The organism is Methylobacterium sp. CM6244 (genome assembly GCF_054817885.1).
Genome location: NZ_CM139247.1, coordinates 2,220,976 through 2,234,183, shown reverse-complemented (window position 1 = coordinate 2,234,183; position 13,208 = coordinate 2,220,976). Strand labels below are relative to the sequence as shown.

Genomic DNA, 13,208 nt, shown 5'->3' with positions numbered 1-13,208 from the left:
ATGCATTTCAATTGAAAATGTTCCTATTTTAGGATAGCCAGTATTAGAACAAAACACGAACATTGGTGATCGCGATGTGGGGCACTTCCAAACGCGGGCATGAAGCCGAAACCCTCCGTCGCCAACTCGCCATACTGGCGACGGAGACAAAACTGATCCGACTCCAACAGAGCCTGGACCGGAAGTACGATCCAGCCCAGCCCCGTGCGCCCGCCGGCCAAAGCGATGGTGGGCGGTGGGTCTCCGACGGAGGCGTCGGAGGCAGTCGCCTGACCGATCGTCCATCAACCGGTCAGACACTCCGATCCTCCATCGATAACGGAAGCACGTCAGGCAGGTCCACGCGAGAGGAAACCGTCACCAATAACGGGGCTCGGATTCTATCGCTGCGTATTCGCTCGGGACGCGGAGAGTGGGACGACCAGCACGCCGTCGTCACACCGGATGGCGAAAGCAGGATTTTCGAGAATTCGGGCGACGTTCAGACCATCCGCGACGGGGCATCGGGAGAGGTTCTCTCGCGTGGCGCGTTCGCGTTATCCGAATCGCAATCCCAGCCCACAATACAACAGGTCTTTCTGCCGGCTTTCGTCGTCGCTCCGGCCGTCAAGGTCACTCTTGAAGCGGCGGCGCTTCTCTTCACCTATCTGGAAGCTCGGAGGCCGGGATTCGGCAAGGCACCGGGCAGAACGGCACTGCGCTACGACTTCGACCCATATCCGGACAAAAAACTTCCCCTCATTTGGGTTGGTCCGGTCGATCAGACGACACTAGACCAAGCTTGTCCACGCAACGCCGAAGTGCAAGCCGTAACGGACGAGGCGACGAAACGGCTGACAGCCTTGAATCCCCTTCTGACGAGACAGCAACTCGGCACCATGATCCATGTCGATATCGCACACACATTCATTGCAAGGGCTTATCCCGATGTGCGCGTCGAATTTTCGATAAGCAGTACCGGCGATGAAGCAGATTATGGAGAAAAGGGTTCAGCACGCCTCGATCTTTTCGAACTCTCACCAAATCAAACAGTCTGCGTCTATGATTATAAAACTGGATCGGCGGGGCTAAGCTCAAAAAGAGCGTTGTTTCTAGCCAGATCCGCCAAGAAATTTTGGCCGCAATCAAATGGTATAATTATCATTCAAGTGAGACCGATAAAATGACGACCATTAAACAAATTAAAGGCCTTGCCAAGAATTTGATCGACAAAAATATTGATCTTGTCGCTGCTGGTAGAAACTCCTTCTGGCTTCTCCCCATCGAATCTATAGGACGATTGATCCACCTCGATCGGACGAGCAATCCGGCCTATTGCGTTGCAAGCTGGTACCTCGTCGAGTTCTTCATGCCCGGAGTTCGTTCATCGTCCTCACTCGGGCGATGCAGCGAAAGGATTGCCCGTTCTGAAGGCTTCGAGGGTGGCCAGGGCTGGTTCTGGTCCGACCCGACGATCTACGACGATTTCCTCACCCGCGTCGAAGCGGATGCCCTGGCGATCCTTCGCCCCCTGGACACGACGCGAAAGTGTCTCGACTTCGCCCGCACCCGTCCCGCCACGGTCGGACGTCTCGGTCTGGACTGGCATCTCGTCGCCTGCATTGCGCTCGGCGAACTCGATGAGGCTCGGACGATCTGGTCCAAGATAGGTAAGCATTACTGCAACGGGGCCGTGATGGAGGATGCGCACTGGCAGTTGATCAACGACCGGACCTGCCTCATCGGCGAGCCGCTCATGGCCGACGATCGGGACGCTCTCGCCACCCTGTTGCATCGCTGGGAAGCTGAGACCATCGTCGGAAGTCCCCTCGAACCATTTTGGAGACCGAGCCTGTTTCCCCTGGAGGAGGATGCATCGGCCGCCCCGTAAGTGGGCGAGAAGACTAGGGCGACAGGCAAGCCGGCATTAGACCGAGGCCTCCAACGCCGCCACATCCCCACCACTGATCGCCGGCAGGCACCGGGTGATCCGCTCCGCATCCCAGTCCCACCATGCCACGGCCTGGAGTCGCGCGGCGATGTCGGGCGGTACGCGCATACGCACGAGCGTGGCCGGGTTGCCGGCGACGATGGCGTAGGGGGGTACGTCTCGGGTGACCACGGATTTGGCGGCAACGACGGCACCATCGCCGATGCGGATTCCCGGTAGGATCGTGCTGTCGTAGCCGAGCCAGACATCGTTGCCGATCACCGTGTCGCCCCGGTTGGGAAAGGCCATCTCTCCGGGGAAGCGTCCGGCCCAGGCGCTGCCGAAGATGACGAACGGGTAGGTGGAGGGCGCGTCGAGGCGGTGGTTGCCCCCGTTCATGAGGAAGCGTGTGCCCGCCGCAAACGCGCAGAAGCGACCGATTCGCAAGCGGTCGCCCAGGAAGGCGAAGTGGTAGAGGATGTTGTCGAGGAAGGCCTCCGGGCCGGCGGGGTCGTCGTAATAGGTGTAGGCGCCGACCTCGACATTCGGCGGCAGTTGAAGATTACGAATGAAGGTGATGCGGCTGTGTCCCGGGACGGGGTGAAGGCAGGCTGGATCGGGTCCGAATGACGAATCGGCAGTCATGGTCGGAGCTCCCTGAAAAGGGTTTGGAGAAGAAGCGGGATGGGCGCGCTCTACCGAGGAACGCCCACGTGAAATAGCTTGAAACGAGGCGACGATCGGATTAGCTATAGAGCATCAGTTCTGGTTGCAGTCTTGAGGCTGCGGTTCGGGAGTGGGCCCCACCGGGTCCGCTCTTTTTTATTGCCGCAATGCCTCTCGCACCGGATCGCTTCACGCAAGGCCGGACGTACAGCGCAGCATGGCGGACACTTCCGAAAAACGTCTGATCACCGAGACCGGCGTCGCCGCACGGGTCGTGCAGGTCATCGAGGCTTCGATCGAGGGCCTCGGCTATCGCGTGGTCCGGGTGCGGGTGTCGAGCGCCAATGGCTGCACCGTGCAGATCATGGCCGAGCGGCCCGACGGCACCATGACGGTGGACGATTGCGAGACCGTGAGCCGGGCGATCTCTCCCCTCCTCGATCTCGATGACCCGGTGGGCAAGGCCTATTATTTGGAGATCTCCTCCCCCGGCATCGACCGGCCGCTGGTACGGGCCGTCGATTTCGAGCGTTGGGCCGGCTACGAAGCCAAGATCGAGTTGGCGATACCCCTCGACGGCCGGAAGCGGTTTCGCGGGATCATCCGAGCACCCAACCCGGATGGCCTCACGGTGCCGATCGATCTGCCCGACGTGAAGGAGGGCCTTCCGAGCCGTATCGACCTGCCCCTTCGCGATCTGGGCGACGCCTATCTCGTCCTGACCGACGATCTCGTGCGCGAATCGCTACGACGTGGCGGCGGGCCGCCGCCGATGCTGGACGATGAGGACGAAGACGAGAGCGAGGAGGGTGACGAGGCTGAAGTCGCGCCTCCCGTCCCTCTCAAGAAAAAGGTCGAGCGGCCGCTGAAGCCCAAGGCGTCGGCCAAGCCCAAGCCGGAAAAGATCGAGACCGAGGCAAGTCGGGCCAACAAGGCCAAGCCAGTCCGCACCAAGGCGGTACGGGTCAAGGACGACGGCAAGCTTCATTAGAGCATTCGTTCGGAACTCCGGCGGGCGCCCGATGGCGCGCTGAGGGTTCCGAGAAGAACATACGACGAAGAGAAGGACGAAATCCGATGGCTGTCGTCAGCGCCAACAGACTCGAACTCCTGCAGATTGCCGAAGCGGTCGCCCGCGAGAAGGTGATCGACCGCTCCATCGTCATCGACGCCATGGAGGAGGCCATCGCCAAGGCCGCTCGCTCCCGTTACGGCGCGGAGACGGATGTCCATGCAGAGATCGACCCCAAGACCGGCGCGCTCCGCCTGTCCCGCCATCTCGTGGTGGTGGACGAGGTCGAGAACGACGCCCGCGAGGTCACGCTGGATCAGGCTCGGCGCTACAATCCGGGCGCGCTCGTGGGGGACGTGATCTCCGACACGCTGCCGCCCTTCGATTTCGGCCGCGTCGCCGCTCAATCGGCCAAGCAGGTCATCGTTCAGAAGGTGCGTGACGCCGAGCGCGACCGTCAGTTCGACGAGTACAAGGACCGCATCGGCGAGATCGTCAACGGCCTGGTCAAGCGGGTCGAGTACGGTAACGTCATCGTCGATCTCGGTCGCGGCGAGGGCATCGTGCGCCGTGACGAGATGATCCCGCGCGAGACCTTCCGCCCTGGCGACCGCATCCGCTCCTACCTGTTCGACGTGCGCCGCGAAGTGCGTGGCCCGCAGATCTTTCTGTCGCGCTCCCACCCGCAATTCATGGCCAAGCTGTTCGGCCAGGAAGTGCCAGAGATCTACGACGGCATCGTCGAAGTGAAGGCGGTGGCCCGCGATCCGGGCTCGCGCGCCAAGATCGCCGTCATCTCGCGGGACGGCTCCATCGACCCCGTCGGCGCCTGTGTCGGCATGCGCGGCTCCCGCGTCCAGGCGGTCGTGGGCGAATTGCAGGGCGAGAAGGTCGACATCATTCCGTGGTCCGAGGATCAGGCGACCTTCATCGTCAATGCGCTTCAGCCCGCTGAAGTGGTCAAGGTGGTCCTCGACGAGGAGGCCGACCGCATCGAGGTGGTGGTGCCCGACGATCAGCTCTCGCTGGCTATCGGCCGTCGCGGCCAGAACGTGCGCCTCGCCTCGCAACTCACCGGCTGGGACATCGACATCCTGACCGAGGCCGAGGAATCGGAGCGGCGCCAGAAGGAGTTCGCCGAGCGGACCGCGGTCTTCATGGCGGCCCTCGACGTCGACGAGACGGTAGGTCAGCTCCTCGCGGCGGAGGGTTTCCGGAACGTCGAGGAAATCGCCTATGTCGAGCCGGGCGAACTCGCCAACATTCAGGGTCTCGACGAGGAAAGCGGCACGGAGATCCAGGCTCGCGCCCAGGATCACCTCGCCCGCGTCGAATCCGAATTCGATGCCAAGCGCCAGGAACTCGGCGTCGCCGACGACTTACGCGAGATCGATGGCGTGACCACGCCGATGCTGGTGGCCCTCGGGGAGAACGACGTGAAGTCGGTCGAAGATCTCGCCGGCTGCGCCACGGACGATCTCGTGGGCTACACCGAGGGACGCGGCCCCGAGGCCACCAAACATGCGGGCTATCTCGACGGGTTCGAAATCTCCCGTGCCGAGGCTGAGGCCATGATCATGGCGGCTCGCGTCAAGGCTGGTTGGATCGAAGCACCCGTTGAGGCTGACGAGGGCGAACAGACCGACGGGGAACCCGAGGCAGTCTGATCCCAGGCGACTTCACCGCCTTCTCCCTCGACGAAATCGAGGGAGAAGGTGACGACAACGTCCAAGCGCAGAACGACCGGGTCGGTGCCCGGGCCTCGAATCGCCACCCTGCCTTAACGTGACTTGGCAGGTCCGGCACGGCCGAACAGCCCAAGACGTAGAAGGGTCCAACCGCCATATGACAGGCGAATACGCAGATGCAGCGCAAGATGCCGCTGAGCCGGAGCCGAGCACTTTACTCGATTCCGGCTTCGGGCGCGGTCGGCGCAATGCAATGCGCACATGCCTTGTCACCCGAATGTCGCAGAATCCGGAAGGCATGATCCGCTTCGTTCTGTCTCCCGACGGGGAAGTGGTGACTGATCTGAAGGCGAAACTGCCAGGACGCGGCGCATGGCTCACTGCCAGTCGCGTCACGGTCGAAGCCGCGCTGAAGAAGCGGCTGTTCCAACGCGCCTTCAAGACCAAGGATGCGGCCGCACCGGCGGACCTCGGTGACAGGATCGCAGCGATCCTGCGGGAAGACCTGCGCCAATCCCTGTCCCTCGCCAACAAGGCAGGCTGCCTGGTCGCCGGTTTCGCCAAGGTCGAGTCCGCCATTGCGGACAAGGCCGGTGTCGCAGCGGTGATTCAAGCCTCCGACGGTAGCGCGGACGGTAGAAGGAAGATCGCCGCGGCATTGCACCGGAGGCATGGCGATGCCATATCCCGTGTCCCGGTCATCGATGATTTGTCCAATGCAGAATTGGACATGGCCTTGGGTCGGGATCATGTGATACATGCGGCGCTTGTCGCAGGAGTCGGGAGCACCGGCTGCCTTGCGCGTTGGCGTCGGCTACGCTCTTTCGAGGGCAAGCCTACGACAGCCGAGGAGGCCGGTTACGCCCGAGCAGGGCAAACCGCTTCGACTCTGCAGGACGACGACGAGACGGATTTACCCGGCGCACAGCAGTTTGCCGGTTCACGGGACGATGGAAACCCTCAGGGTTTGGACTGAATGAGCGATACGAATAATCCGGGCGACAAGACGCAGGCACGACCCCCCTCGAAGCCGCTGTCCTTGAAGCGCCCGATCGAGCAGGGAACGGTGCGTCAGAGCTTCTCCCATGGCCGCTCCAAGCAGGTCGTGGTCGAGACTGTGAAGCGCCGTGTCATCGGGGCGGCACCGGCCGCTCCCGTTCGCGAAACGCAACCGGTCGCTCCGGCGTCCCGTGTGGCGCCGCCCGCTCCCGCGGTCCCGCGTCCCGCCCAGCGGGCGGCGTCCGGCGTCGTGCTTCGGACATTGAGCGAGCAGGAGCGCGATGCACGCGCCGCTGCCCTCGCCGATGCCCAGCGCCGTGAGCAGGAAGCCCGCCGCAAGGTCGAGGAAGAGGCTGCAGCGCAGCGTGCTCGCGAGGCTGAGGAAGCCCGCCAGCGCGAGGCCGAGGAGCGTCGCCGCCAGGAAGAGGAGCGTCAGCGCGCCGAGGAGCAGGCTCGCCTGCGTGCCGAGGAAGAGGCTGCTCGCGAGGCGGCTCGCGCTGCCGAAGCCGCAGCCAAGGAAGCCGCCGCGGCGGCTCCTGCCGCAGCTGCTCCGTCTGCGCCCGCACGGCCCGTTTCCAAGACCGTGCCGATGGCTCCTGTCTCGGCTCCGATCTCGTCGGCCCCGAAGCCCGCTCCGGCAGCACCCGCTCCCGCACCGCAGGCTGCGGCGCCCGCGCGTCCGGCAGCTCCCGCTGCCCGTCCCCCTCTGACGGCTCGCCCGACGCCTGCAGAGCCGCGCAAGACCATCACGGCCGACGTGCGCAAGCCGCGCGATTTGAACTTCATGGCCCGCCCGGCTCCCGCACCCGAGCCCGAGGCGGCTCCCACCGCTGCCACGGCCGCACGTCCGGCCGGTGCGACGCCTGCCGCCCGCGCGCCGGGTCGGCCTCAGGCTGCCGAGGAGGAGAGCGAGCAGAAGCGCGTCATCCGCCGCCCCGGCATGCCGCTTAAGATCATCACGCCGCCCAAGACACCCAAGCAGCCGGGCGGCGACCGTAATCGTGGGCGCCTGACCATCGCCACCGCCACGTCGGGCGAGGACGAGCGTACACGCTCCGTTGCTTCGTTCCGTCGCCGCCAGCAGCGCATGAGCGGCAACCGGCAGGTGGAGCAGAAAGAGAAGCTCTCCCGCGAGGTGACGATCCCCGAGACGATCACCATCCAGGAACTCGCCAACCGCATGTCGGAGCGGGCCGTGGACGTGATTCGCCTGCTGATGAAGCAGGGTGAGATCCACAAGATCACCGACGTGATCGATTCGGATTCTGCCCAGCTCATCGCCGAGGAACTCGGCCACACCGTACGCCGCGTCGCCGAGTCCGATGTCGAAGAGGGCTTGTTCAACGACGAGCCGGATCTCGAAGAGGATCTCGATCCGCGTCCGCCCGTCGTGACCATCATGGGCCATGTCGATCACGGCAAAACCTCGCTGCTCGACGCCATCCGCAAGACGGCCGTCGTCTCCGGCGAAGCCGGTGGCATCACGCAGCATATCGGCGCGTATCAGGTCGCATCGCCATCCGGTGACATGGTCACCTTCATCGACACCCCCGGCCACGCGGCGTTCACCTCCATGCGCGCGCGTGGCGCCAAGGTGACGGATATCGTCGTGCTCGTGGTGGCGGCCGATGACGGTGTCATGCCCCAGACGGTGGAGGCGATCAGCCACGCGAAGGCGGCCGGCGTGCCGCTCATCGTGGCGATCAACAAGATCGACAAGCCCGATGCGAACCCGCAGCGGGTGCGTACCGAGCTTCTGCAGCATGACATCCAGGTCGAGTCCATGGGCGGCGAGACCCTGGAATTCGAAGTCTCCGCCAAGACCGGCGACGGTCTGCCGGATCTCCTCGAGGGTCTGCAGCTGCAGGCCGAAATCCTGAACCTGCGTGCCAACGAGGCACGCGACGGCGAGGGTACGGTCATCGAGGCCAAGCTCGATCGCGGTCGCGGTCCCGTCGCCACGGTGCTCGTGCAGCGCGGCACCCTCTTCACCGGCGACATCGTCGTTGCTGGTGCCGAGTGGGGGCGTGTCCGCGCCCTCATCGACGACAAGGGCGAGAGCATCCCTTATGCCGGCCCGTCGGTGCCGGTGGAGGTACTCGGCTTCAACGGAACTCCGGATGCGGGCGACCGCGTGGCGGTGGTACCGAACGAAGCCCGTGCCCGCGAAGTCACCGAGTATCGCGCCCGTCAGAAGCGTGAGCGGATTGCTGCACGAACCGGCGGTGCGAACCGCTCGCTCGTGGACATGATGCGCGACCTGAAGGAAGGCCTCGGCCGCAAGGAACTGGCTCTCGTCATCAAGGGCGACGTGCAGGGTTCGGTGGAAGCCATCATCGGCGCGTTGGAAAAGCTCGGCAACGACGAGGTTTCGGCGCGCATTCTGCTCGCGGGCGTCGGCGGCATCACCGAGTCGGACGTGACCTTGGCGGAGGCTTCGAAGGCCGTCGTCATCGGCTTCAACGTGCGTGCCCATAAGGAAGCACGCGAGTCGGCCGAGAACAAGGGCGTCGAGATCCGCTACTACAACATCATCTACGACCTCGTGGATGACATCAAAGCGACCCTCTCGGGCATGCTGCCGCCGACCCTGCGCGAAGAGCGCCTCGGTGAGGCGCAGATCCTGCAGATCTTCGACGTGTCGAAGGTCGGCAAGATTGCCGGTTGTCGCGTCACCGACGGTGTCGTGCAGCGTGGCGCCCATGTCCGCCTGATCCGCGACAGCGTCGTGATCCACGAGGGCAAGCTGTCTCAGCTGAAGCGCCTCAAGGACGACGCGAAGGAAGTCGGTTCAGGTTACGAGTGCGGTATGTCCTTCGAGAACTTCCAGGACATGCGTGCGGGTGACACGATCGAGTGCTACCGGGTCGAGGAGATCCGCCGCACGCTCTAAAGGCGACGCGGCTTGACGAACCCGGCGGCTGCAGCGCGCGCTGCAGCCGCCGTTTTGTTTTGCAGACGGCCGGTACGTCTGAGCGCCCCCGCAAAACGGGGCGCCCAGTCCAGGCGATCCCGGATCCGAGACCCAAGCGACAATGGCTCAGAAACCCAATCCCAGCGGCCCTTCACAGCGCCAGCAGCGCGTGGCCGAACTTATCCGCCACGCCATCGCAGAAGTGCTGCAGCGCGGCGACATCCAGGATCCTGTCCTGGGCTCGCATGTCATTACCGTGCCGGAAGTGCGTATGTCGCCTGATCTCAAGATCGCCACGGCCTACATCATGCCGCTCGGCGGCCTCGACGAGAAACCGGTTATCGCGGCTCTTGAACGCAACAAGAAAGCACTGCGTCAGGAAGTTGCCCGCCGGGTGAATTTGAAATTTGCGCCCGATCTACGCTTCCTGCGAGACGAGACCTTCGACGAAGCGGATCGGATCGACGCCCTTCTCAGGTCCGAGAAGGTGCGGCGCGATCTCGAATCGCAGCCGCGCGATGCGGACGAGCCGGACGCAGGCGCGTAGGTTCGGCCATCTCGACGAGGTTCATTGGACCCGGAAAGCGGACGCCTCGCGTTACACCCCATCAAGAACTGACCCTGGCGTCGATAGGGATTACGGGGCTGCCAAAGCTGCCGCTTCCATCGCGCCGCCGACGAGGACATCATGATCAACGATCCGACGATCGAGAATCCCGACGTCGCCACTCCGTCGCCCCACCGTTCCGGCGAGGAAAGACCCTCACAGGGTCGCCGCCAGCAGCGCGGCCAAGCCTCCGATAGGCCCAAGCGTCGCGATGTGAACGGTTGGGTCATCCTGGACAAAGGCGTCGGAATGACCTCGACCCATGCGGTCGCGGTGGTGAAGCGCGCCTTCAATGCGAAGAAGGCGGGCCATGCCGGAACGCTCGATCCTTTGGCCTCCGGCATCCTGCCTATCGCCCTCGGCGAGGCAACCAAGACCGTCCCCTTCGTCATGGATGGCCGCAAGGCCTACATCTTCACCGTGACCTGGGGCATCGAGACGGATACCGACGATGCGGAAGGCCGTCCGGTTGCGACAAGCGACACACGGCCGGACCGCGCGCTCGTAGAGGCCGCGCTGCCCGCCTTCGTCGGAGCCATCGAGCAGGTGCCGCCGCGCTACTCGGCGATCAAGATCGCCGGTGAACGTGCCTACGATCTCGCTCGCGACGGCGAAGTGGTGGAGCTCGTGGCGCGTCCGGTCCAGATCGACCATCTCTCCGTGGTGGAACATACGCCCGATCGCACGATCATCGCGGCAGAGTGCGGCAAGGGCACCTATGTGCGCGCCATCGCCCGCGATCTCGGCCGGGTGCTCGGCTGCTACGGGCATGTCTCCGCCTTGCGCCGCACGCGCGTCGGGCCCTTCGCGGAGGCTGAGGCCTGCCTCGTCGCCACCCTCGAAGAGGGTGGACCGGATGGAAACGCCGCACATCTCCGTCCGGTGGAGACTGCGCTCGATGCGGTCGTTTCGGTGGCCGTCTCACGGGACATGGCGTTACGGCTCATGCGGGGCCAACCCGTCCTGCTGCGGGGACAAGATGCCCCAACGGAAGGCAAGGCCTTTGCGACCTGCGGCGGCATCCTCGTGGCCGTAGGCGATGTCGAGCGCGGTGAACTCGTCCCGCACCGCGTTTTCCACCTTGGTGGTACCGCGCGTCAGTCGTGAAATAGGTAGAAGCACTGCTACCGATAGTAGTATCTTGTCGAGCGCCGATTGTATCGACGGGCTCAAATTCTTCCGTTTAACTTACGAGTTGTTGACGCTCACATATCCTTATCTCTCGCCGACAGCCGTTGGCGGGAGAGATTTACTTTTCCATTAGAAAGTTCGTTCTACGCGTGGCTCTATGACGAGCCGAAGCGAACTTTCTGCAACGATCCTGCTGACGCGCTTCCGCCGGGATACCGACGGTGCGATCGCCATTTTCTTCGGCCTGCTCGCTGTTCCCCTGCTGATGCTGTCGGGATTGGTGATCGATTACGGCGTGAATTCGATGGCCCAACAGGGTCTTCAGGATGCCGCCGATTCAACAGTTATCTCGCTGCTCAAGCTCCCGGTGGCCACGACAACTGCCGAGCTTCAGACCAGGGCCGAGAACCAGATCAGGGCTGCCGCTCCCAGGTTGGTGGACGCCGACACGAAGGTCACTGTTGCACGGGTGGAGAATACGATCACCGTTTCGGTCATCGCCAAGAGCCCGACCAGCGTGACTAGGATCGCGGGCTATAATTCCTTCCCTGTCTCAGTCACGGCAGCAGGTATACGCGGGTCGGGCAATCTCGAGATCGCTCTCGTTCTAGACAATACCGGATCGATGAGCGGTTCGAAGATCACCAACTTGAAGGCAGCCGCTAACGACCTTGTCACGAGTCTATTCAGAGAGGCCGATCCCGCTAAGCCCAACGCCCTGAAAATCGGAATCGTCCCGTTCTCGATGACCGTGAATGTCGGTCCATCGAATGCAACCCAGTCATGGCTCGATAAGGATGCGAAGGCCTCCTATCACTCGAGTATCTTTGTCTCCCCGGCGAACCGCCTGACCCTTTTCCGCCAAATGGGGGTCGCTTGGGGCGGGTGCGTCGAGAGCAGGCCAGCGCCCTACGACGTTCAGGATACACCGCCGTCGATCGCCAATCCCAATACCCTGTTCGTGCCCTTCTTCGCACCCGACGAATCCGACAAGGACTGGAACGCCGTCAACGATTACATGAGCGACTACACGACCACATCGACAGTGGCCGACCATCGGACGCGGCAGGGCCAGATCACAAAATATTCCAGGAATCCCATCTTACAAAAGGGCCGGATCAGCGACACCGTCCCCTATCGCTACGGGCCGAATTCCGGATGCGAGCTCCAGCCCATCACGCGCCTCACCACGGCACAATCTACGCTCACCAACGCGATCAACGCGATGACCATCGTCGGCGATACGAACATCGCTATGGGTCTGGTCTGGGGATGGCATCTGCTGTCGCCGAACGGCCCCTTCGCGGAGGGTGTGCCGTATGACGAAAAGAACACTCGGAAGTTCGTGATCCTGATGACGGACGGACAGAACGCTTCCTCTGTCAGCTCGTCCGCGAATGCATCGATCTATTCTGGCCTCGGCTTCAGCTGGCAAAATCGTATGTGGACCAATGCCAACACGACCGCGACCCGGACGGCTGCCATGAATGCACGGCTCTCAACCCTTTGCACGAACATAAAGAATGCGGGTATCACCATCTTCACGGTCCGCGTCGAGGTAACGGAAGGGGCCAGCGACATCCTCCGCAACTGTGCGAGCGGCACCGACAAGTTCTACGATGTCCAGAATTCCGCGACGCTGACCGACGCCTTCAGGGCTATTGGGTCGCAGATGAGCGAGATGCGGATTTCGCGATGAGGATCCGCTGGCCGTCACGCCTGCTTTCGCGCTCATTCCGGGATTTTCCAGGCAATCGTCGCGGCGTAACGGCGGTCGAGTTCGGGATCGTCGGTGTTCCGTTCTTCATGCTGCTCGGTGCGTTGATCGAAGGCGCCATGTTGATGGTCGCCCAGATCTCGTTCGACAACGCCCTCGATCGGGCGGCGCGGGCCGTCTTCACCGGCACGTTTCAGCAAGGATCCAACAGTAGTAGTCCAGCGATCCGGCTCATTCAGGAAATGTGTAGAGGTGCCACGCTGTTCGACTGCAGCACGGACAAGATCAAGATCGAGGTCACTGCCACGGAGAGCAGCAACACCCTCGTGACCTGCTCGCCCTACGATAATGTGAGCCAGTCGATAGCGACGGGCTTCGGAAAGAAGTTCGAGTGTCCCAACGGAGACGACATCGTGACGATCTGCGCGATCGCGGCGATACCTCGCTATTTTCCAACGTCGAAGCTGATGCTGCCGCCTCTCCCCAACAACGAGCAAATGATCCGTTCGATGGTGGTCTTTCGCGCGGAGCCATACGCGCAGGGAAAATGTCAGGCGAATTGATG

At 63.1% G+C, this 13,208-nt stretch carries 11 protein-coding genes; 10 read left to right on the top strand and 1 reads right to left on the bottom strand.

The window, feature by feature from the left end:
- The first annotated feature begins 74 nt into the window (after positions 1–74).
- Both ACYQML_RS10350 and ACYQML_RS10345 read left to right on the top strand, forming a co-directional pair.
- Positions 75–1,166 (top strand): PD-(D/E)XK nuclease family protein, encoded by a 1,092-nt coding sequence (locus ACYQML_RS10350; RefSeq protein WP_461235479.1) that lies wholly within the window; start codon positions 75–77, stop codon positions 1,164–1,166.
- Positions 1,167–1,279: 113 nt separating this feature from the next.
- Positions 1,280–1,870: a hypothetical protein gene (locus ACYQML_RS10345; RefSeq protein ID WP_461235478.1), complete on the top strand. Its 591-nt coding sequence runs from the start codon at positions 1,280–1,282 to the stop codon at positions 1,868–1,870.
- A 36-nt stretch (positions 1,871–1,906) separates the two neighbouring features.
- Here the strand turns inward: ACYQML_RS10345 and ACYQML_RS10340 are convergent, their stop codons facing one another.
- On the bottom strand, positions 1,907–2,554 hold the full coding sequence (locus ACYQML_RS10340; RefSeq protein WP_461220779.1) for a CatB-related O-acetyltransferase: 648 nt from the start codon (positions 2,552–2,554) through the stop codon (positions 1,907–1,909).
- A 238-nt stretch (positions 2,555–2,792) separates the two neighbouring features.
- Between ACYQML_RS10340 and rimP the strand changes: the two genes are divergently transcribed.
- From rimP to ACYQML_RS10300, 8 genes are all read left to right on the top strand, one after another.
- Positions 2,793–3,566, top strand: coding sequence for a ribosome maturation factor RimP (gene rimP, locus ACYQML_RS10335; RefSeq protein ID WP_311275050.1), 774 nt, complete (start codon positions 2,793–2,795; stop codon positions 3,564–3,566).
- Positions 3,567–3,652: 86 nt separating this feature from the next.
- Positions 3,653–5,254 carry a transcription termination factor NusA gene (nusA, locus tag ACYQML_RS10330; protein WP_207411575.1) on the top strand — a complete coding sequence of 534 codons (1,602 nt, stop codon included), beginning with the start codon at positions 3,653–3,655 and terminating at the stop codon, positions 5,252–5,254.
- A gap of 178 nt (positions 5,255–5,432) precedes the next feature.
- On the top strand, positions 5,433–6,251 hold the full coding sequence (locus tag ACYQML_RS10325) for an RNA-binding protein (protein ID WP_207411574.1): 819 nt from the start codon (positions 5,433–5,435) through the stop codon (positions 6,249–6,251).
- Entirely contained in the window at positions 6,252–9,167 is a 2,916-nt protein-coding gene (infB, locus tag ACYQML_RS10320; RefSeq protein ID WP_207411573.1) for a translation initiation factor IF-2, read from the top strand.
- A gap of 142 nt (positions 9,168–9,309) precedes the next feature.
- Positions 9,310–9,735: a 30S ribosome-binding factor RbfA gene (gene rbfA, locus ACYQML_RS10315; protein ID WP_056431290.1), complete on the top strand. Its 426-nt coding sequence runs from the start codon at positions 9,310–9,312 to the stop codon at positions 9,733–9,735.
- Positions 9,736–9,876: 141 nt separating this feature from the next.
- Positions 9,877–10,902 carry a tRNA pseudouridine(55) synthase TruB gene (gene truB, locus ACYQML_RS10310; protein WP_311275049.1) on the top strand — a complete coding sequence of 342 codons (1,026 nt, stop codon included), beginning with the start codon at positions 9,877–9,879 and terminating at the stop codon, positions 10,900–10,902.
- A gap of 181 nt (positions 10,903–11,083) precedes the next feature.
- Positions 11,084–12,625 carry a TadE/TadG family type IV pilus assembly protein gene (locus tag ACYQML_RS10305; RefSeq protein ID WP_461220783.1) on the top strand — a complete coding sequence of 514 codons (1,542 nt, stop codon included), beginning with the start codon at positions 11,084–11,086 and terminating at the stop codon, positions 12,623–12,625.
- Positions 12,622–13,206 (top strand): TadE/TadG family type IV pilus assembly protein, encoded by a 585-nt coding sequence (locus ACYQML_RS10300; RefSeq protein WP_311275047.1) that lies wholly within the window; start codon positions 12,622–12,624, stop codon positions 13,204–13,206. Before ACYQML_RS10305 ends, ACYQML_RS10300 begins: the two co-directional genes overlap by 4 nt.
- Positions 13,207–13,208 lie beyond the last annotated feature (2 nt).